The following is an 18,868-nucleotide window of genomic DNA, read 5'->3' on the forward strand; positions in this document are numbered from 1 at the left end:
TCCAGGCAGTCAGGCGACGTCTTCCGACGACGGCGCGCGTTTGCGGCCGGTTAGCATGGCGCGAACCAGATTCTCACGATGGCGCAGGCTGGCCAGCAGCACCCCCGCCGACATGAAGCCCGACGAGCACGAGAATTCCATTGCCCAGGATCTTGTGCGTGTCCTCCACCCAGGCCACGCCCCACCAGGCATCGGTGGTCTGCATCCAGCCGGTAAGCGCAATTCCCGCCACGCAGGTGAGAAGCGCCAGCACCATGGCGCCGCCGGCAGGGTTGTGGCCGAGATGACGCCTTTCGCGACCCTGCGCCACGTCGGCTATGTACAAGCTCACCGCGCGCGGCCCGCGCACGAACTGACGGAAGCGCGTATACCCCGATCCCGCCAGCCCTGCGATCAGCCGCGAGGCTATCAAGACCCCCGCGCTGTAACCGGCCAGTTCATGCAGCTTCATGATTTCTCCCGAGGAAAGCCAGGCCACCGCAACGCACAGGACCAGCGACCAATGAAAGAGGCGGACGTAAGAACTCCAGACCCTGACCGAGCCTTCTCGTGTCGACTCGACCGAGGTTTCTCGTGTCGACCCGACCGAGCCTTCTCGTGTCGACCCGACCGAGCCTTCTCGTGTCGAAACGGTGGCGTTCATGGCGATCAACCGTCGTCGGAATCGGCGCCGACCGACTCGAGCGTCTTGGGGTTGAACACGGCCTCCAGCTTCTTGCCGTTGGCGTCGAGTGCCTTGGCTTCGTAGCAGCCGTTCTCGGTCTTGATGCTGCGAACCTTCCAGCCTTCGCTTTCAAGCTTCTTTTGCAGCGCCTCGCGTGGTTGCCACTGGTCGGTCGGCACATCGCATTTGTCGGCAGCGAAAGCCCGTCCGGCAACAGCCATCACCAGCGCGGTCAGGATCAAGGTCTTCATCTTGTTTTCTCCATCGGCCAATTCCGATGTCACGGACCCTGAGCGTGAAACCTGACAGCAGCCTGAACGCGTATCGTATCGCTCAAAAGCCGCAGTTGGCTTTCGTTCAGGTTCCTGTCAGCCTTGTTCCGCATGGAGGTGGCGTGTTGCTGAACACGGAGGCAAGGTGCGCGTTCTGCTGATCGAAGACGACCCCGTGCTGGGCGAGGCGGTGCGCGATCATATCGCCGCCGACGGTCATGCCGTGGACTGGAGCACGACGCTTGGCGATGCCGGCGATCACCTTCATGTCGTCTCCTATGAACTCGTCCTGCTCGATCTCCATCTGCCGGACGGCAAGGGGCTCGAATTGCTGAAGACGCTGCGCCGTGAAGGCACCGATACGCCGGTCATCATCCTGACCGCGCGCGACCAGCTCTCCGATCGGATAGAGGGGCTGAATTCCGGAGCAGACGACTATCTGGTCAAGCCCTTCGATCTCGGCGAGTTGTCCGCGCGCCTCGCTGCGGTCGCGCGCCGCTATGCGGGAAACCCGAATCCTCTGGTTCGGCTCGGGCCGGTCGAAATCGACCAGGCCGCCCGCCGCGTTGTCGTGGACGGCAGGGAGGCCATGCTGACGTCCCGCGAGTGGGCGGTGCTCGAGCAGTTCTTGCGCCGGCCCGGCATGACCGTCGGCAAGAACCAGATCGAGGATGCGCTCTATGCCTTCGGGGCGGAGATCGAAAGCAACACGGTCGAAGTCTATGTCAGCCGCCTGCGCAAGAAGATCGGGCGCGAGGCCCTCACGACCGTAAGGGGGCTGGGCTACCGTCTGGCATTCCCATGAGGTTCTTCGACAGCCTTGCCGGTCGTCTCGTTGCCTCGCTGATCCTGGTCACGGTCGCCTTCGGCCTGGTCGCCGCGGGCACGGGAAGCATCACCCTGCATCGTGAAATCAACGAAGCCATGGACAATTCGATGCAGGAAGCGGCCCGCCGGCTGCTGCCACTGGTCATCGACGATCTTTTCGGGCGCGAGGTTTCGCAATCGCCCCGCAGGCTGGCAGAGGCCGTCTCAGGCGATATAGTCGGTCGCCTCATCTTCCAGGTGCGGGACGGCAGTGGCCGTGTTCTCCTGCACTCCTACAATGCTCCCGCGGAGCCGCTCACGGCTGAACTCGCGCAGGGCTTTGCGGAGGCCGCCGGATGGCGCATCTACACCGAGCCCGCGGTTGGCGGCACGATCTTCATCCAGGTCGCCGAGCTCGATGCACGGCGCAACGAGGAAACCTTCGAAGCCGCCACCGGCTTCCTGATACCGATGGTCATCCTGATCCCGTTGAGCGCACTTGTCGCGTGGCTGACCCTGGCGCGTTTCCTGAGGCCGATTGCAACATTGCGCGGCGAGATCAGCGCACGTCACGGCGACAACCTCGCTGCGATCCGCACCACCGAACTGCCTTCCGAACTCGCCGCCATTGCCAAGTCGGTCAACAGCCTGATGCGGCGCCTGCACATGGCGCTTGAGGCGGAAAAAGAATTCACCGCGAATGCCGCGCATGAATTGCGCACGCCGATTGCCGGCGCACTGGCACAGACGGAGCGCCTGATCGCGGAAGCTCCGGACGACGCGGCAAGAAAACGTCCACGCCAGATCAAGGCAGCCCTGTCCAATCTCGCCGGCCTGTCCGAAAAGTTGATGCAGCTGGCGCGTGCCGACGCCGGAATGGCCGCCGCCGGAAAGCCTGCCGACCTTGCCGCGGTCGCGGCACTGGTGGTCGAAGACTTCGAGCAGCACAGCGAAAACAAGGGCCGCCTTCGCCTCGAAATGCCGGTGAAAGGCAAGGCGCTGGCCGCGATCGACACCGATGCGCTGGCCATCGTCCTGCGCAACCTTATCGAGAATGCCTTGCGGCATGGCCTCGAAGGTGGAGAGGTTGTCGTGCGCATCGACGAAGACGCCCGACTTAGCGTGATCAACCAAGGTCCGGTGGTTCCAGCCCCAGGCAGCCTGATCAAGCGGTTCGAACGCGGCGCAACGCGCGCCGAGGGATCGGGCCTCGGGTTGGCGATCGTGAGCCGGATCCTGCAACAGATCGATGCGACGCTGGTTCTGAATTCACCGGCATCCGGGCGGCAAGACGGGTTCGAAGCGACGATCCGGTTTCCCGCCGCCTAGAGCCGAACTCGAAGAGATAGAGCATGATGTCGTCCGAAAACCGCTTCACACTTTTCGGCACCATGCCAGAGCAATTCCAGGAAAAGTGTGAAACGGTTTTCCGTCCGGATTTGCGTCAAAACAAAGAGATAGAGCGGTTCGGCGTTTCCGTGAAACGGTGAACCGCTCTAGCGTCAGCCGCGCTTGACCGCCCGCGCCGGATTGCCGACAACCGTGGTGTTCGCGGCGACGTCGCGCGTCACCACCGCGCCGGCGCCGACGATGGCGCCCTCGCCGATGCTGACACCGCCAAGGATGATCGCGCTGCCGCCGATCCATGCATTGGCGCCGATCTCGACAGGCCTCGCGATTTCCAGCCCCGCTTGCCGCCCGGCGGCCTCCTTGTGGTGCTCGGCGCAATAGATCTGGACATTGGGGCCGAGCAGCGTTCGGCTGCCGATGCGCACGCTTGCCGTGTCGAGAATGGTGCAGCCGGCGTTGAGAAAGGCGGCATCGCCGAGAAAGATGTTGAAGCCGTAGGCGCAGTGGAACGGCGCCTCGATGCGGGCGCCCTCGCCCACGCCGCCGAGCAATGCCTTCAAGCCCGGCCCGAGGTTTCCGCGCTGCCGGGGTGGCAGGCAATTGTGCTCGAACACCGCGTCGCGCGCCATGACGCGCAAGGCCTCCAGTTCGTCATCGAGGCAGGTGTACCATTCGCCGGCCGCCATCTTGGCCCGCTCGCTTCCAGCCATGACGGTGTCCTCCCTTTGGCATCCCCGCCAAAGCACAAATGCCGCGGACGGAGAAGTGCCAGCTTCTGCCAATTCCGGGCGCAAAATCCATTCCGATTTTTCGAAGTCATGTCTGGTCAAAGGCCAAGCCTATGCTAGCCTGCTCTTGCTGGGCTGTCCTGGTCCGGCGATGAGGGGATCAATCATGCTGTATATTCTCGCACTTCTGATCGGCGTCATTGCCGGTCTTCGCGCGATGACCGCGCCGGCCGCCGTCGCCTGGGGCGCTTATCTCGGCTGGCTGCCGGTCGCCGCCACCTGGGCCAGCTTCATGAGCCACTGGGCGGCTGTCGGCATCTTCACCATCCTGGCCATCGTCGAACTGGTCACCGACCAGTTGCCTTCGACGCCGAGCCGTAAAGTGCCGCAGCAATTCGGCGCCCGCATCATCATGGGCGCTTTTACCGGCGCCGTCATCGGCGCCACCGGCGGTTCCACCATCGGCGGCCTGATCGCGGGCGCCATCGGCGCTGTCATCGGCACGCTGGGCGGCGCCGAAGCGCGCGGCCGGCTGGCCGCCGCCTTCGGCAAGGACCCGCCCGCCGCCTTCATCGAGGACGCGGTGGCGATCATCGGCGGCCTGCTGATCGTGGCGGCGGTGGCATGACGGCAAAGACCTTCGACGCCATCATCATCGGCGCCGGACAGGCCGGCCCGTCGCTGGCCGGCCGGCTGAATGCCGCCGGCATGAGCGTGGCGCTGATCGAGCGCAAGCTGGTCGGCGGCACCTGCGTCAACACCGGCTGTATGCCGACCAAGACCATGGTCGCCAGCGCCTATGCCGCGCATCTGGCGCGCCGCGCCGCCGACTATGGCGTGACGATCGGCGGTCCCGTCGGCGTCGATTACATGGCGATCAAGGCGCGCAAGGACAAGGTGTCGAACGACGCCCGCATCGGGCTCGAAACCTGGATCGCCGGCATGGACAAATGCACGCTCTATCGCAGCCATGCGCGTTTCGAATCCGCCAACACCGTGCGCGTCGGCGACGACCTTTTGGCCGCCGAAAAAATCTTCCTCAACACCGGCGGCCGCGCCTCGGTGCCCGACCTGCCCGGCATCCACGATATCGACTATCTGACCAACTCCTCGATGATGGATCTCGACGTGCTGCCGCGCCATCTCGTCGTCGTCGGCGGCAGCTACATCTCGCTCGAATTCGCGCAAATGTTCCGCCGCTTCGGCAGCGACGTCACGGTGATCGAGAAGTCTCCCAGGCTGACCGGCCGCGAGGACGAGGATGTTTCCGACGCCATCCTTTCCATCCTCGAAAACGAGGGCATTACGGTCCATCTCGGTGCCGACGACATCGCCTTCGCCAAACAAGGCAACGACACTGCCGTGACCTTCTCCGCCGGCAAACCTCCGGCGGTCGGCTCGCATGTGCTGTTGGCTCTGGGACGCGTGCCCAACACCGACGATCTCGGCCTCGACAGAGCCGGCGTCGAGGTCGACAAGCGCGGCTTCGTCACCGTCGACGACCAGCTGCGCACCAGCGTGCCCGGCATCTGGGCGATGGGCGATTGCAACGGCAAGGGCGCCTTCACTCACACGTCCTACAACGACTACGAGATCGTCGCCGCCAACCTGCTCGACAATGATCCGCGCAAAGTCAGCGACCGCATCGAGGCCTATGCGCTCTACATCGACCCGCCGCTCGGCCGCTGCGGCATGACCGAGACCGCGGTGAAGAAATCCGGGCGCCGGGCGCTGGTCGGCCAGCGGCCGATGACCCGCGTCGGACGCGCCGTCGAAAAGGGCGAGACGCAGGGCTTCATGAAGATCCTCGTCGATGCCGACACCAGGGAGATCCTCGGCTGTTCGGTGCTTGGCCCCGGCGGCGACGAGGCGGTGCATTGCGTGCTCGACCTGATGTACGCCAAGGCGCCCGTCGACACGCTGGCGCGCGCGGTGCACATCCACCCGAATGTCTCGGAACTGCTGCCCACCATCGCCCAGGAGCTGAAGCCGCTGGTGTGAGACACTCACTCTCGCGCCAGGCTCTGTACTTTATGCATTGCTGCTTTGCAGCAATGCATATTGCGTGGAACAGGGCTACGCGTTCAGTCTGCTTTGAACCGATTCAGTCTGGACTCCTCATGCCCTTGCCGATCCTTGCGCTTGCCATTGCATCCTTCTGCATCGGCACCACCGAATTCGTCATCATGGGCCTGCTGCCGGAGGTCGCCGCCGATCTCGGCGTGTCGATCCCCTCGGCCGGCCTGCTGGTCACCGGCTATGCGTTGGGCGTCGTCTTCGGCGCGCCGATCGTTGCCATGGCGACCGCGCATCTGCCGCGCAAGCCGGTGCTGGTTGGGCTCGCTGCGCTGTTCGTCGTCGGCAATCTGTTCTGCGCCATCGCGCCCAACTACTGGATGCTGATGGCCGCGCGCGTCTTCACCGCCTTCGGCCACGGCGCCTTCTTCGGCATCGGTTCGGTCGTTGCTGCGAGCCTGGTGCCGCGCAACAAGCGCGCCAGCGCCATCGCGCTGATGTTCGCCGGGCTGACGCTGGCCAACATCCTTGGTGTTCCCGCCGGCACCGCCCTTGGCGAAGCCTTCGGCTGGCGCGCCACCTTCCTCGCCGTGGTCGGCATCGGCCTGATCTCGGTCGCTTGCATCGCCTGGCTGGTGCCATCCGACGTCGCTGAACCGAGCGGTGGCGGCCTGCGCGGCGAGCTGCGCGTGCTGGGCAAGCTGCAGGTCTGGCTCGCCATGCTGATCGCCGCTCTTGCCTCGGCCAGCCTGTTTTCCGTCTTCACCTACATAAAACCCTATTTGACCGACGTTTCCGGCCTGTCCACCTCGGCCGTCACCTGGGTGCTGCTGCTGTTCGGCGCCGGCATGACCATCGGCAACATCATCGGCGGCAAGCTCGCCGACTGGAAATTGATGCCGACGGTCATCGGCACGCTGCTGTTGCTGGCGCTGCTGTTTGTCGGCTTCATGCAGTTCGGCGCCATAGCCGGCGTTGCCATCGGCATCGTTTTCCTGTGGGGCCTGCTCATCTTCGTCGTCGTGCCGCCGCTGCAGATCCGCGTCGTCGAGGCTGCCTCCGAAGGGCCGAACCTTGCTGCCACGCTGAACCAGGGCGCCTTCAATGTCGGCAATGCCAGCGGCGCGTGGATCGGCGGCGTGGCCCTTTCCGCCGGTGTTTCCTATGCCAACCTGCCGCTGGTCGGCGCGGCATTGGCGCTGCTGGCGGTAATCGTCGCGGTGCTGTCGCAGACATTGGATAGGCGTGCGCCTGCCGTCCCGCTTCAGGCTGCCGCGGAATAACCGCTTGCGCCCATAGCGCGGCAGGCTGGACCAATCGACATCGGCACCTTCAAATGGGCATGTCTCGTCGCTCTTGATGGAGGAAGGTCATGCAAAAATCGATCGAGCGCATTGCCGGCGAAAGCGAAGGTGTTTCCTACGAATTTCCGCTGTTCCGGTTTGCCGGAACCGGCAAGGCCGCTCCTTCAGCCTATCTGCAGGCGGCACTCCATGCCGGCGAATTGCCGGGCGTTGTCGCCATCGACGCGCTGATGCCGATGCTGGCCAAGGCCGAGGCCGAAAGCCGCATCAAGGGTGACATCACCGTAGTGCCCTGGGCAAACCCGATCGGCCGCGCCCAATATCATTTCGGCGAGCTTCAAGGCCGCTTCCATCTCGGCACCCGCACCAACTTCAATCGCGGCTTTCCGCTGCTTGCCGCACCCGACGCAGCACTCTTGCCCAACGTCACGCTTGGCCCCGTCGACCAGCGGCTGAAGACCCGGCTGGTGCAGCTTTCGCTCGGCCACGACATCGTGCTCGACCTGCATTGCGACGACGAGGGCCTCGCCTATCTCTATGTCCATACCAGCCTGTGGCCGGCGATGGCCGACTGTGCCGCCGCCATGGGTGTCGATGCGGTGATGCTGTGGAGCGAAGACACCGACGGTACGTTCGAGGGCGCCTCGATCATGCCCTACCAGAACGTTCCCGATGACGTGGCCAAGCTCGACCGTCGCGTCGCCACGACGGTCGAATATCGCGGCATCCTCGATGTCGATGGGGCCCTGGCCGCCGCCGACGCCGAAGGCCTTTACCGGCTGCTGGTGGCGCGCGGCGTGATCGCCGATACCGCCCTGCCCGCACCCGGTCCTTTCACCGGTGTCGTCGCACCGCTCGAAAACATCGAGATGATGCCGGCACCCCGGGCAGGTGCCGTGCTTTACGACGTGAAGCCCGGCGACCGCGTCGCCAAGGGCGCTCGCCTCGCCACCATCGTCCATGCACCGGGTGAAACCGATGGCCGCACCGAACTCTTCGCACCGCAGGATGGCATCATCCTGACCCGCCGCTCGCGCCGCATCATCCGCGCCGGCGAAGACTTGTTGAAGCTGGTCGGCGACAGCAAGAGCGCCGACGCCAGGTCGGGAACGCTTGAGGACTGAGAGCAGAACGGCCCAGCCTCTATTCGAAATGCTTCAGGGCATGTTGAGATTCAGGTCAGGCCGAGTCGAAAATGGCGGGTTCCGAGAACCGGAGCGGAGCGTACTTTTGGGTACGTGAGCACCGGAAGCGCAGGAAACCACCATTTGCAGGCCGGCATCACCTGAATATCAGCATGCCCTAGCCTGAAATAGCCAGCCGCGCTTTCGCCTCCAGCCATTCGGCCATCTGCCGGTAAGGCACCGGGCCGTGGCTGATGCGGGCGACGCCGAGTTCCGCCAGCCGCTGGCGCGGCGGCACATGCGCCAGTGCGATGATGTTGACCGGCAACGCGATTGCCTTGCAGAGCGACTCGATCAGGCGCTCATCGCCAAGGCCCGGCGCAAAGAAGCCGTTCGCTCCGGCCCTTTCATAGGCATGTGCCCGTTCGATCGCCTGGTCGAGCAGCGCCTTGTCGTGCGCATCCGGCTTGGCCTTGAGGAAGATGTCGGTTCGGGCGTTGAGGAAGGCCGGGATACCCGAGGCCTTGACCGCTGCGGCGGCGGCTTCGATCCGCTTCACCTGCACGGCGATGTCATGCAGGCCGGTGCCGCCAACGATCTGATCCTCGAAATTGAAGCCGATGGCGCCGGCCTGCACGGCACGCGTCACGGTCCGGGCGACGGTTTCCGGTTCAACGCCGTAGCCGCCCTCGAGATCCATGGTCACCGGCAGGTCGACCGCCCCCACGATGCGCCTGATGTTGTCGAGCGCCAGCTCCAGCGGGATCTTCTCGCCATCGGCGTATCCGAAGGCGGCCGCCACCGGCCAGCTTCCCGTGGCGATCGCCTTGGCCCCTGCTTTCTCGACGATCTTGGCCGAGCCCGGGTCCCAGGCATTGTAGAGAACGATCGGGTTTCCCCTAGCGTGGAGGGAATGGAATGCGCGCGCACGCTCAATCTGCTCGGTCATTGCTGTTTTCCCATGTTTCTGCCGTTGGACATCCAGCCTAAGCAGGACCGCCGGCTCTGGCGATGTGCCATGACCCGCAGAAGCGGCGGCCACCGAGCAGAATTTTCAAACCTGTTGCGCATCCGGTTTTTCGCAGCTATGGATTTCGCCATGAACATGCGTTCGACCAAGACCATTTGGTGGTGGGCCAGCTGACAGCGGCCTGTTCGAACGCGTACGCGTGAAAATAGAAGGTGGCCGCAACGGAATGTCCGGGCGGCCATTTGTTTTTCAAGCCATTCCCGGGTCCGTTGCCCCAAGAAGCTGATGGAGACGGCAGTGACGATGAAGGTTCTGGAAAACGGGGCGGAAAGTTTCGTGACCGCGGGTGGCATCACCATTACCCGCGAGCGCCACGACCAGCCCTATGCGGGCGCCATCGACGCTTACGTCGATGGGCTGAATGCGCGCCGCGGCGCGGTGTTTTCCTCGAATTACGAATATCCCGGCCGCTACACGCGCTGGGACACCGCCATCATCGATCCGCCGCTGGTCATTTCGGCGCGTGGCCGCGCCATGCGCATCGAGGCGCTGAACGGTCGTGGCGAGGCGCTGTTGCCGGTCATCGGCAAGGCGATCGGCAGCTTGGCCGATGTCACCATTGCCGAAACTTCGAAGAAACTGATCCGCCTCGACGTCGCCAAACCCGGCCGTGTCTTCACCGAGGAGGAACGCAGCCGCGTTCCCTCGGTCTTCACCGTGCTGCGCGCCATCACCGCTCTGTTCAAGACCGAGGAAGATGCCAATCTCGGCCTTTACGGCGCCTTCGGCTACGACCTCGCCTTCCAGTTCGACCCGGTCGACTACAAGCTCGAGCGCAAGCAGAGCCAGCGCGACCTCGTCCTGTTCCTGCCTGACGAGATCCTGGTCGTCGACCATTACTCGGCCAAGGCCTGGACCGACCGCTACGACTATTCGGGCGATGGGTTTTCGACGGAAGGCCTGCCGCGCGACGAAATCGCCGAGCCGTTCAAGACCGCCGACCGCATCCCGCCGCGCGGCGACCATGAACCGGGCGAATACGCCAACCTGGTTCGCAAGGCCATGGATTCGTTCAAGCGCGGCGATCTGTTCGAGGTCGTGCCCGGCCAGATGTTCTATGAGCGCTGCGAGACGCAGCCGTCCGAGATTTCGCGCAAGCTGAAGTCGATCAACCCCTCGCCCTATTCCTTCTTCATCAATCTGGGCGAAGGCGAATATCTGATCGGCGCCTCGCCGGAAATGTTCGTGCGCGTCAACGGCCGCCGTGTCGAGACCTGCCCGATCTCGGGCACCATCAAGCGCGGCGACGATGCCATTTCCGATAGCGAGCAGATCCTGAAGCTGCTCAACTCCAAGAAGGACGAATCCGAGCTCACCATGTGCTCGGACGTCGACCGCAACGACAAGTCGCGGGTCTGCGAGCCGGGCTCGGTGCGCGTCATCGGTCGCCGCCAGATCGAGATGTATTCGCGCCTGATCCACACGGTGGATCACATCGAGGGGCGGCTGCGCGAAGGCATGGATGCCTTCGACGCGTTCCTGTCGCACGCCTGGGCGGTCACCGTCACCGGCGCGCCGAAACTGTGGGCCATGCGCTTCATCGAGCAGAACGAGAAGAGCCCGCGCGCCTGGTATGGCGGCGCGATCGGCATGGTCAATTTTAACGGCGACATGAACACCGGCCTCACCCTTCGCACCATCCGCATCAAGGACGGCATTGCCGAGGTCCGCGCCGGCGCCACTTTGCTCTTCGACAGCATTCCCGAGGAAGAAGAAGCCGAAACCGAACTGAAGGCATCCGCCATGCTCTCCGCCATCCGCGACGCCAAGACAGGCAATTCCGCCAGCACCGAACGCACCACCGCCCGGGTCGGCGACGGCGTCAACATCCTGCTCGTCGACCACGAGGACAGCTTCGTCCACACGCTGGCCAATTATTTCCGTCAGACCGGCGCCAACGTTTCGACCGTACGCACGCCGGTGCCGGAGGAAGTCTTCGACCGGCTGAAGCCCGACCTCGTCGTGCTGTCGCCCGGCCCCGGCACGCCGAAGGATTTTGATTGTGCCGCCACCATCAAGAAAGCCCGCGCCCGCGAGTTACCGATCTTCGGCGTCTGCCTTGGCCTGCAGGCACTGGCCGAGGCCTATGGCGGCGAGCTCAGGCAACTGCATGTGCCAATGCACGGCAAGCCGTCGCGCATCCGCGTCTCGAAGCCGGGCATCATCTTCTCCGGCCTGCCTAAGGAAGTCACCGTCGGCCGCTATCACTCGATCTTCGCCGATCCGGTGCGCCTGCCCGATGATTTCATAGTCACGGCCGAGACCGAGGACGGCGTCATCATGGCCTTCGAACACCGCAAGGAACCGATTGCCGCGGTGCAGTTCCACCCGGAATCGATCATGACGCTCGGCCACAATGCCGGCATGCGCATCATCGAGAACGTCGTTGCCCACCTGCCGCGCAAGGCCAAGGAAAAGGCCGCCTGACGACCATGGCCGAAACCGAGAACACGATGGCGATCGCGGCCAAAGCCGCGGCGAAGCGCAAGGTCGCCAACCTTGCGTTCTGGTCGATCATCATTGCCGCAGTCGTGCTCGGTCTAAAGCTCGTCGCCTGGTACATCACCGGCTCGGTGGCGCTCTACTCGGACGCGCTGGAATCGATCGTCAACGTTATCGCCTCGATGGCCGCCTTCTGGGCGATCCAGGTCAGCTACAAGCCTGCCGACCAGGACCATCCCTTCGGCCACCACAAGGCCGAGTATTTCTCGGCTGTGCTCGAAGGCGTGCTGATCGTTCTCGCCGCGCTTTTGATCCTCAACGAGGTCTGGCGCGCCTGGCAGGCGCCGGCGCCCATCGAAAAGCCCTGGAACGGCCTAGCGGTCAACGGCGTCGCGACGGTGATCAATGCCTTCTGGGCCTGGACGCTGATCCGCGCCGGCAGGGCCGAGAGATCGCCTGCGCTGGTTGCCGACGGCAATCACATCATGACTGATGTGGTGACCTCGATCGGCGTCTTCGGCGGCCTGGTCGGGGCGATCCTCACCGGCTGGCACATCCTCGACCCGGCACTGGCCGTCATCGTGGCGCTGAACATCCTGTGGCAGGGCTGGCACGTCATCGGCTCGTCGATGAACGGCCTGATGGACCGTGCCGTCGACACGCAGGCGCACATGCGCATCCGCGACGTCATCTCGGCCAACTGCAAGGGCGCGCTGGAGGTGCATGACCTCAAGACGCGCATCGCCGGCCGCGCCACCTTCATCGAGTTCCATCTGGTCGTCGACGCCGACATGTCGGTCGGCGCAAGCCATGTCATCTGCGACCGTATCGAGGACGCGCTGAAAGCCGAAATCCCCTCGGTGCGCGTCACCATCCATGTCGAGCCCGACGACGAAGCCAAGCTGCCGAAAGGCACTACTGCCGTGCCGTTCGCCTGAGGTCAGCTCACGGCGCGCAGGCCGATTGCGGCATCGGCTGCAGCCGATAGACCTTGTCGTCGGATTTCGTCTTGCCGTCGGCGGCCTTCGAACACAGATCGACGATCGCCAGGCTGCTGTTGGGATTGGCCAGCATCATCGTGCCGTTGACGCCGCGCTTGAGGAAAATCTCCTTCTGCGCGATGTCGCAGGAAAAATCGCTCATCTTCGAACTCGCCGCGCAGCGCCACTGGTCGGCCTCGCCCTGGCAGGAATAGGTCTGCGTAGCCTTGGCCGATTTCTGCCGCGTGGTGACGGTGACGGCAATGTCGGCGCCATCGGGCCAGTTGGCTGCGTCGCCTCCCGAAGCAAAAGACGCCAGTTCCACCGAGCCGCGGAAAACCCGGATCGACTGCGTCAACTGATCGGGGTGCGAGGCCAGGTGCGACGCGTCATAGTCGCGCCCATAGCAGAAGGCCTGGTCCGGCTTCAGCCGCTCACGCAGCGGGGGGCCGAGCGCCGGGTCGATCGGATCGATGCGCGCGAACTCCGCCTTGCAGGTCGCGGCCGGCATCGGGTCGAGGCGGAAATTGTCATCCTCCTTGCCCAGCGCCTGCCTGTCGTATTCCGCTGCACCCAGTTCCTCTTCCGCCCCTGCATCGAGATAGATATCGGACTGCAGATCCGAGAGGATCAGCCGGCCCTTGTCGTCAACCTTGAGCGACGCCAGCGTCCGGTCGCATTCCATGCCGCAATGGATCGGGCCTGTCTTGCCGTCCTCGGACTCGTGATTGCACCAGCCGCCGGCCCATTCCGGCGCCTTGGCGCCGCGCACGGTCGTGGCGACGAAGGCGTTGTAGGACGAGTCGGAATTCGCCTTCGGCTCCTCGTTCGGCCGGCTGACCGGATCATGGCCATAGTAGAAGAAGATCCGCGCCACCTTCTGCTTCGGATGCGCCTTGAGATGTGCTGCGTCATAGACGCGGCCGAAACAGGCATCGGCACCGTTGGGGCTGAGTTCGGTGAGCTTGAGTGCGTCATCGGCGAAGGCTGGGCCGGCAAGCAGCACGACGCCAAATCCGGCGCTGGCTACTGTCTTCCATTTCCCAGATGCCATGTTACCCCTCCTCCGCATCGACAGGACGTAGCGTCAATTTATGCTAGTATTGCGGCCGCAGCCACGCATTTTGCGGTGCGCCGTCAAGCGGAGGAGAATGCGATGCGCCGGCGCGATATGTTCCGCGCGGTTCTTGCCGGTACCGGAACGTTTCTTGGCCTGCGGGTGGAGCAGGCAGCCGCCACGGAGCCCGCCAGGCAGAAGGTCGCCTATCATCTCAGCGATCTCGACAAGGTCAATTTCGTTCTCGGCAACATCAAGAACCACTATGACGGCACCGGCGGCAATGTCGACATCGTGCTGGTCGTGCATGGTCCAGCGCTTGCCGCCTTCGAGTCCAAAGGCATATCGGCCGCTATCTCCGGCCGCTTCGCCAGCCTGGTGCAGCAGGGGCTCGATCCGCACGCCTGCGCCAACACCATGCAAGGCATGGATATTTCCTTGACCGACCTGCTCGACGGGTTCCACGCCGCCGACAAGGGTGGCGTCGTCAAACTCGCGGAACTGCAGGGCCAGGGCTACGTCTATCTGCGCCCGTGAGGCTTGAACATCTGGGCACCAAAGGCCTACGAAGGACCGGTAGAAATCCCGGAGGACACGCGTGCCAGCCACCACCACACTCAGCATTCCCGATCTCGCCGGCAAGGCAGTACTGGTTACCGGTGCATCGACCGGCATAGGCGCGGCCCTGGCGTCGGCCTACGCCGCACAGAAATGCCGCGTAGCACTGCACTACAATTCGAGCCGCGACGCCGCCGAGGCTCTGGCCAAGACCATTGCCGACAAGGGCGGCGAGGTGTTCCTCGTCCAGGGCGATTTCTCGGTTCCCGCCGATGTCGAACGCGTCGTCGAGGACAGCGCGCAGCATTTCGGCCGCCTCGACGGGCTGGTCAACAATGCCGGCGGCATGCTCGGTCGCGTGCCCTATGCCGAGCAGACCGAGGCGCACTACGACGCGGTGATGGACCTCAATGCGCGTTCCGTGCTGACCGCCTCGCGCAAGGCGATCCCGTGGCTGAAGAAACAGGGCGGCTTCATCGTCAACACCTCGTCGATCGCCGCGCGCAACGGCGCCGGCGGCGGCGCCGGCCTCTACGGTTCGGCCAAGGCCTTCGTCTCCAACGTGACGCGCGGCATGGCCAAGGAACTGATCGGCTTCGGCGTCCGCGTCAACGCGGTGGCGCCCGGCACCATTCTCACGCCGTTCCACGAGCGCTATTCGACCGACGAGCAGATAAAGGGCATGGTCGCCACCATTCCACAGGGGCGTGCCGGCACCGCGCAAGATTGCGTCGGCGCCTACCTGTTCCTCTCTTCCGACCTTCTGAGCGGCTACATCACCGGCCAGGTGATCGAGGTGAATGGCGGCCAGTTGATGCCTTGACTGGCTATCTGCATACTGACGATCTGCATATCTTGTCGAAAACCTCGAAGGGAGACAAAGGAATGTATGGACTGATCGGCAAGATGCGGGCGTCGCGCGGCCAGCGCGACGCGGTCATGGAGGTCCTGCGCGCCAGTACCAGCACCGGTGCCCTGCCGGGTTGCCTGAGCTACATCATTGCCCGCGACCCCGCGGATGCCGATGCGATCTGGGTCACCGAAGTGTGGACCGACGCCGAAAGCCACAAAGCCTCGCTGCAGCTTCCCGAAGTCCAGGCGGCGATCGCCAAGGCGCGGCCGTTCATCGCCGGCTTTGAATTCCAGGTCGAAACCCACCCTGTCGGCGGCTTCGGCCTGGCCGACGGCAAAAAAGCCTAAGCTCACGCGAGGCATCCTTTTTCGGCGCAGCGGGGTTCGCATCGCCCCGCTTCGAGTCTAAGACCAAGACATGGATTCCCCGGACCAGCCCGTTGTCGAGCGCATGGCGCGAATGCGCAAGGCTTGGCAATGGCTGGCGATCCTGACCGTCTCCGCCCTGTTTGCCGGCGCGCTGGAGCTCGCCGCTTTGCCGGCCGCACTGCTGATCGGACCGATGCTGGCGGCCATCGTCGCCGGCACCAATGGCGCCACGGTGCGCGTGCCGCGTCTTTTGTTCGGCGCCGCCCAGGCAATTGTCGGCTGCCTCGTCGCCAGCTCGATCTCGGCCGACATCTTTCCGGTATTCTACCAGGAATGGCAGCTGTTTCTCGGCGTCGTGGTGGCGACGGTCACGGCCTCCAGCCTGCTCGGCTGGCTGATCAGCCGCTGGCGCATCCTGCCCGGCACCACCGCCGTCTGGGGCTCCTCGCCAGGTGCCGCCACCGCCATGGTGCTGATGGCCGGTGCCTTCGGCGCCGACCAGCGGCTCGTCGCCTTCATGCAGTATCTGCGCGTCATCTTCGTCTCGATGACGGCGGCTCTCGTTGCCAAGATGTGGGTCGACACGTCGGGGGTCGAAATCCCGCCCATCGTCTGGTTTCCGCCGATCGATACACAAGCCTTCGCCGCCACCATCGGCATCGCGCTTGTCGGCGGTCTGGCGGGAAAGCTTTGCCGGCTGCCTTCGCCTTTCTTTCTCGGCACCTTCATCTTTGGCACGGTGATCCATCTCGGCCTTGGCGTGGAGATGCAATTGCCGCAATGGCTGCTGGCGGTGAGCTACGCGATGGTCGGCTGGTCGATCGGCCTGAACTTCACCCGGCCGATCCTGCGCCATGCGACGCGTGCCTTGCCGCAGATCATCGCCTCGATCGTGGCGTTGATTGCCTTTTGCGGCGGCCTTGCCTTCATGATCAGCCATCTCTTGGGCATCGACCCTTTGACCGCCTACCTGGCGACCAGCCCCGGCGGCATGGACAGCATCGCCATCATTGCCGCCGCCGCGCAGAACGTCGACATCTCCTTCGTCATGGCGCTGCAATCGGCGCGCTTCCTGATCGTACTGCTGGTCGGCCCGAGCGTGGCGCGGTTGGTGGCGAGAAGCGTCAGGCAGTAGCCAATGCTCCCTCTGAAATCACAACCAGGTTGTGATTTCACAGCCAGGGAAGCCCGTCAGCGGCCGGCGTACAACAGCCCACCGACGTTTCAGGCCGACATCACCCGAATATCAATGCGCCCTAATCCAGCCTGTGCATCAGGTCCTCATCCAGCCAGCGGCCGAAGAAATAGACCAGTTGCTTGTGCCACCACGGCCAGTCATGGCTGACATCGCCGCCCCAATAGTCGACCCAGGCGGGAATGGACCTGTCGCGCAGGATCTGTTCCAGCTTGCGCGTCTCGACCAGCATCCGTTCCTCCCAGGCGCCCTGTCCGCAGCAGAAGATCAGCCTGAGCGCCCTAAGGCGGGCAAGCAGTTTGGGATCGACAATGCCGGGCAGATAGTCGAGCGGCGAGTTGTAGAAGATGTCGCCTTCAAGCGCCTTGCCGAAAAAGTCGCGGGCCGAATAGACGCCCGACAGCGAGATGACGCCGCTGGCGAGCTCGGGAAAGCGGAAGACGAAGTTCGACGAGTGGTAGCCGCCCATCGAACAGCCTGTGAACAGCGGCTTCAGCTTGCGCCCGCCATTGGCCTGCGCGGCCGTGGACAGGAATTCCGGCAGCGCCTCCTCGCGCACATAGCGGAAATAGGCCTCGTGCCGGCCGATGCGGTGTGCGGCGTCGGCATGCTTGTCGAAGAAGGATTCCGAATCGATGCCGTCGACCGTGAACAACTGGATGCGGCCGGTGTCGATGAACTCGGCCAGCGCCCCCACCCCGCCGGAATCCTCGAACTGGTAGAACCGCCCTTGCGAGGTCGGGAACACCACCACCGGCCGGCCGGCATGGCCGTAGCGCTTGTATTCCATGTCGCGGCCGAGATTGCGGGCGAAAGTCTTATGATAGGAAACGTCCATCGCCTCACGCCTTTTCCGCGTGGATGTAGGCGACCGCTTCGCGCAGCGCCGCTTCGTCCTTCGAACGCATCTGGTAGGCGTAATTTCCCATGGCGCGGCTGAAAACCTCTTCGATGGCCTGATGGTGGACGATCTTGTCGCGATGGGCGGCTAGCACGTCCTCATGGCTGTGCAAATAGCTGAGGCGCCGCTTGCGGCTGGCATAGGCGGTGAAATACTTCCCCTCATAGGGGCCGCCGGCGGCATCTTTCACCACCATGTCGGCCCAGGCTCCGTAGACATCGATGTCGAAGGTGTAGTTGATGGCGTCGGTCATCCAGGCGCCGGGCGGACGCATGTTGACCTCCAGCGCGATGACGCGGTCGTCCTTGGTCTCGAACAGCTCGATGTGGAAAAAGCGCTCGCGCACGTCGAACGCCTTTAGGATCTTGCGGCCGGCTTCCTCGACCGCAGGGCTGATCCGTGGAAAACAGGTGTAGCTCATGTGGCGGTCCTTGTTGACCACCTCCATGACACTCTGGTCGTAGCGGTGGCTGGCGGCCAGCACCACCTCGCCATCGCGGTTGACCAGCCCGTCGAAGGTCACCACCAGCCCCTCGATGAACTGCTCCATGACGAAGGTCACATCCTCGGGCTTGTCCCTAAAGAATTGGTCGAGCTCGCCAGTGTTGGAAATCTTGAAGGTGTTCGAGGCGCCCGAGCCGCTGTCGGGCTTGACCACCACCGGATAGCCGACGCGGCGGATGAACGTCATGGCGCCGGCCCGGTCGGAGCATTTCCTTTGCGCGATGGTGTCGACGCCGCTCTTGCGGAAGAAGGCGCGCATGCGGCTCTTGCGCTTCAAATTCTTCACGAAATCGAGCTTGGTACCGTAGACGTTGAAGTCAGTGCGGATGTTGGCTTCCAGCTCCAGCCAATGTTCGTTGAGCGATTCAAAACGGTCGATACGGCCCCATTTGTGGATGAAATGCCCCATCGCCCGGAACACCGGATCGTAATCCTCCATGTCGGCAACACGGTAATATTCGCTGAGCGCCGCCTTCAGCTTGCCGTCGAGCGCCTCGTAGGGTGCGTCGCCGATACCCAGCACCCTGGCTCCGGCCTTCCTCAACCGGTCGCAGAAATCCGCGCCATTGACGGGAAAATGCGGCGAGAAGAACACGAAATTCATGGATGACCCCCCTGCCGATAGTGACCCCGACAAGGCCAAGTCTGGCGCATTTGCAGCGCGTGGGGAAGAGCGCACATGTTAGGGATGATTTCCAACAGAAGCTCGGCCCGC

At 63.9% G+C, this 18,868-nt stretch carries 20 protein-coding genes and 1 pseudogene; 14 read left to right on the plus strand and 7 right to left on the minus strand.

Annotated elements, in window-relative coordinates:
* Positions 1-9 precede the first annotated feature (9 nt).
* Together AC0ZT5_RS14910 and AC0ZT5_RS14915 are read right to left on the minus strand one after the other, a co-directional pair.
* Positions 10-643, minus strand: a pseudogene (locus AC0ZT5_RS14910) (cytochrome b/b6 domain-containing protein).
* 5 nt (positions 644-648) lie between these two features.
* A complete protein-coding gene (locus tag AC0ZT5_RS14915; RefSeq protein ID WP_488497042.1) occupies positions 649-915 on the minus strand; it encodes a PepSY domain-containing protein in 267 nt (88 codons plus the stop codon).
* A gap of 166 nt (positions 916-1,081) precedes the next feature.
* On the opposite strand from AC0ZT5_RS14915, the gene AC0ZT5_RS14920 reads away from it, so the two are divergent.
* From AC0ZT5_RS14920 to AC0ZT5_RS14930, 3 genes are read left to right on the plus strand one after another with little or no spacing between them, the layout of a single operon-like run.
* Positions 1,082-1,741, plus strand: coding sequence for a response regulator (locus AC0ZT5_RS14920; RefSeq protein WP_488497043.1), 660 nt, complete (start codon positions 1,082-1,084; stop codon positions 1,739-1,741).
* The gene (locus AC0ZT5_RS14925; protein ID WP_488497044.1) at positions 1,738-3,072 is read left to right on the plus strand and encodes an ATP-binding protein; all 1,335 of its coding nucleotides are present in this window, start codon (positions 1,738-1,740) and stop codon (positions 3,070-3,072) included. The genes AC0ZT5_RS14920 and AC0ZT5_RS14925 overlap by 4 nt, the downstream gene beginning before the upstream one ends.
* Positions 3,073-3,095: 23 nt before the next feature.
* Positions 3,096-3,233, plus strand: a complete 138-nt coding sequence (locus tag AC0ZT5_RS14930) for a hypothetical protein (protein ID WP_488497045.1) — start codon at positions 3,096-3,098, stop codon at positions 3,231-3,233.
* 12 nt (positions 3,234-3,245) lie between these two features.
* Here AC0ZT5_RS14930 and AC0ZT5_RS14935 read toward each other — a convergent pair whose 3' ends face one another.
* Positions 3,246-3,803, minus strand: a complete 558-nt coding sequence (locus AC0ZT5_RS14935; RefSeq protein WP_488497046.1) for a sugar O-acetyltransferase — start codon at positions 3,801-3,803, stop codon at positions 3,246-3,248.
* A gap of 184 nt (positions 3,804-3,987) precedes the next feature.
* On the opposite strand from AC0ZT5_RS14935, the gene AC0ZT5_RS14940 reads away from it, so the two are divergent.
* The 4 genes from AC0ZT5_RS14940 (at position 3,988) to AC0ZT5_RS14955 (ending at position 8,265) form a co-directional block, all read left to right on the plus strand.
* The gene (locus AC0ZT5_RS14940; RefSeq protein WP_095090807.1) at positions 3,988-4,449 is read left to right on the plus strand and encodes a DUF4126 domain-containing protein; all 462 of its coding nucleotides are present in this window, start codon (positions 3,988-3,990) and stop codon (positions 4,447-4,449) included.
* Positions 4,446-5,822, plus strand: a complete 1,377-nt coding sequence (locus AC0ZT5_RS14945) for an FAD-containing oxidoreductase (RefSeq protein WP_488497047.1) — start codon at positions 4,446-4,448, stop codon at positions 5,820-5,822. The genes AC0ZT5_RS14940 and AC0ZT5_RS14945 overlap by 4 nt, the downstream gene beginning before the upstream one ends.
* A 119-nt stretch (positions 5,823-5,941) precedes the next feature.
* Positions 5,942-7,120, plus strand: coding sequence for an MFS transporter (locus AC0ZT5_RS14950; protein ID WP_488497048.1), 1,179 nt, complete (start codon positions 5,942-5,944; stop codon positions 7,118-7,120).
* Between the two features lie 89 nt (positions 7,121-7,209).
* Entirely contained in the window at positions 7,210-8,265 is a 1,056-nt protein-coding gene (locus AC0ZT5_RS14955) for a M14 family metallopeptidase (protein WP_488497049.1), read from the plus strand.
* A 178-nt stretch (positions 8,266-8,443) separates the two neighbouring features.
* Here AC0ZT5_RS14955 and AC0ZT5_RS14960 read toward each other — a convergent pair whose 3' ends face one another.
* Positions 8,444-9,214, minus strand: a complete 771-nt coding sequence (locus AC0ZT5_RS14960) for an isocitrate lyase/PEP mutase family protein (RefSeq protein WP_488497050.1) — start codon at positions 9,212-9,214, stop codon at positions 8,444-8,446.
* 69 nt (positions 9,215-9,283) lie between these two features.
* On the opposite strand from AC0ZT5_RS14960, the gene AC0ZT5_RS14965 reads away from it, so the two are divergent.
* The 3 genes from AC0ZT5_RS14965 (at position 9,284) to AC0ZT5_RS14975 (ending at position 12,675) form a co-directional block, all read left to right on the plus strand.
* On the plus strand, positions 9,284-9,409 hold the full coding sequence (locus tag AC0ZT5_RS14965; protein ID WP_488497051.1) for a hypothetical protein: 126 nt from the start codon (positions 9,284-9,286) through the stop codon (positions 9,407-9,409).
* A gap of 123 nt (positions 9,410-9,532) precedes the next feature.
* Positions 9,533-11,722: an anthranilate synthase gene (locus AC0ZT5_RS14970; protein ID WP_488497052.1), complete on the plus strand. Its 2,190-nt coding sequence runs from the start codon at positions 9,533-9,535 to the stop codon at positions 11,720-11,722.
* A gap of 5 nt (positions 11,723-11,727) precedes the next feature.
* Entirely contained in the window at positions 11,728-12,675 is a 948-nt protein-coding gene (locus AC0ZT5_RS14975) for a cation diffusion facilitator family transporter (RefSeq protein WP_488497053.1), read from the plus strand.
* 7 nt (positions 12,676-12,682) lie between these two features.
* On the opposite strand, the gene AC0ZT5_RS14980 is transcribed toward AC0ZT5_RS14975, so the two are convergent.
* A complete protein-coding gene (locus tag AC0ZT5_RS14980; RefSeq protein ID WP_488497054.1) occupies positions 12,683-13,771 on the minus strand; it encodes a hypothetical protein in 1,089 nt (362 codons plus the stop codon).
* 102 nt (positions 13,772-13,873) lie between these two features.
* Here AC0ZT5_RS14980 and AC0ZT5_RS14985 point away from each other — a divergent pair, with 102 nt between their 5' ends.
* The 4 genes from AC0ZT5_RS14985 (at position 13,874) to AC0ZT5_RS15000 (ending at position 16,688) form a co-directional block, all read left to right on the plus strand.
* Complete coding sequence (locus AC0ZT5_RS14985; protein ID WP_488497055.1) at positions 13,874-14,311, plus strand: DsrE family protein; 438 nt, start codon at positions 13,874-13,876, stop codon at positions 14,309-14,311.
* A gap of 61 nt (positions 14,312-14,372) precedes the next feature.
* Complete coding sequence (locus AC0ZT5_RS14990) at positions 14,373-15,155, plus strand: SDR family NAD(P)-dependent oxidoreductase (protein WP_488497056.1); 783 nt, start codon at positions 14,373-14,375, stop codon at positions 15,153-15,155.
* A 62-nt stretch (positions 15,156-15,217) separates the two neighbouring features.
* Positions 15,218-15,532: a putative quinol monooxygenase gene (locus tag AC0ZT5_RS14995; protein ID WP_184874721.1), complete on the plus strand. Its 315-nt coding sequence runs from the start codon at positions 15,218-15,220 to the stop codon at positions 15,530-15,532.
* 70 nt (positions 15,533-15,602) lie between these two features.
* A complete protein-coding gene (locus tag AC0ZT5_RS15000; RefSeq protein WP_488497057.1) occupies positions 15,603-16,688 on the plus strand; it encodes an AbrB family transcriptional regulator in 1,086 nt (361 codons plus the stop codon).
* A gap of 121 nt (positions 16,689-16,809) precedes the next feature.
* On the opposite strand, the gene AC0ZT5_RS15005 is transcribed toward AC0ZT5_RS15000, so the two are convergent.
* Positions 16,810-17,586 carry an esterase family protein gene (locus AC0ZT5_RS15005; protein ID WP_488497058.1) on the minus strand — a complete coding sequence of 259 codons (777 nt, stop codon included), beginning with the start codon at positions 17,584-17,586 and terminating at the stop codon, positions 16,810-16,812.
* A gap of 4 nt (positions 17,587-17,590) precedes the next feature.
* Positions 17,591-18,757: an ATP-grasp domain-containing protein gene (locus AC0ZT5_RS15010; protein ID WP_488497059.1), complete on the minus strand. Its 1,167-nt coding sequence runs from the start codon at positions 18,755-18,757 to the stop codon at positions 17,591-17,593.
* Between the last annotated feature and the right edge of the window lie 111 nt (positions 18,758-18,868).

This window comes from Mesorhizobium sp. CNPSo 4670 (assembly GCF_057784235.1).

Coding starts and splice junctions, on each gene's coding strand:
- AC0ZT5_RS14995 (WP_184874721.1), top strand. CDS start 15,218: ATGTATGGACTGATCGGCAAGATGCGGGCGTCGCGCGGCCAGCGCGAC.
- AC0ZT5_RS14940 (WP_095090807.1), top strand. CDS start 3,988: ATGCTGTATATTCTCGCACTTCTGATCGGCGTCATTGCCGGTCTTCGC.
- AC0ZT5_RS14985 (WP_488497055.1), top strand. CDS start 13,874: ATGCGCCGGCGCGATATGTTCCGCGCGGTTCTTGCCGGTACCGGAACG.
- AC0ZT5_RS15000 (WP_488497057.1), top strand. CDS start 15,603: ATGGATTCCCCGGACCAGCCCGTTGTCGAGCGCATGGCGCGAATGCGC.
- AC0ZT5_RS14950 (WP_488497048.1), top strand. CDS start 5,942: ATGCCCTTGCCGATCCTTGCGCTTGCCATTGCATCCTTCTGCATCGGC.
- AC0ZT5_RS14965 (WP_488497051.1), top strand. CDS start 9,284: ATGACCCGCAGAAGCGGCGGCCACCGAGCAGAATTTTCAAACCTGTTG.
- AC0ZT5_RS14955 (WP_488497049.1), top strand. CDS start 7,210: ATGCAAAAATCGATCGAGCGCATTGCCGGCGAAAGCGAAGGTGTTTCC.
- AC0ZT5_RS14915 (WP_488497042.1), bottom strand. CDS start 915: ATGAAGACCTTGATCCTGACCGCGCTGGTGATGGCTGTTGCCGGACGG.
- AC0ZT5_RS14975 (WP_488497053.1), top strand. CDS start 11,728: ATGGCCGAAACCGAGAACACGATGGCGATCGCGGCCAAAGCCGCGGCG.
- AC0ZT5_RS14925 (WP_488497044.1), top strand. CDS start 1,738: ATGAGGTTCTTCGACAGCCTTGCCGGTCGTCTCGTTGCCTCGCTGATC.
- AC0ZT5_RS14935 (WP_488497046.1), bottom strand. CDS start 3,803: ATGGCTGGAAGCGAGCGGGCCAAGATGGCGGCCGGCGAATGGTACACC.
- AC0ZT5_RS14980 (WP_488497054.1), bottom strand. CDS start 13,771: ATGGCATCTGGGAAATGGAAGACAGTAGCCAGCGCCGGATTTGGCGTC.
- AC0ZT5_RS14930 (WP_488497045.1), top strand. CDS start 3,096: ATGATGTCGTCCGAAAACCGCTTCACACTTTTCGGCACCATGCCAGAG.
- AC0ZT5_RS14945 (WP_488497047.1), top strand. CDS start 4,446: ATGACGGCAAAGACCTTCGACGCCATCATCATCGGCGCCGGACAGGCC.
- AC0ZT5_RS15010 (WP_488497059.1), bottom strand. CDS start 18,757: ATGAATTTCGTGTTCTTCTCGCCGCATTTTCCCGTCAATGGCGCGGAT.
- AC0ZT5_RS15005 (WP_488497058.1), bottom strand. CDS start 17,586: ATGGACGTTTCCTATCATAAGACTTTCGCCCGCAATCTCGGCCGCGAC.
- AC0ZT5_RS14960 (WP_488497050.1), bottom strand. CDS start 9,214: ATGACCGAGCAGATTGAGCGTGCGCGCGCATTCCATTCCCTCCACGCT.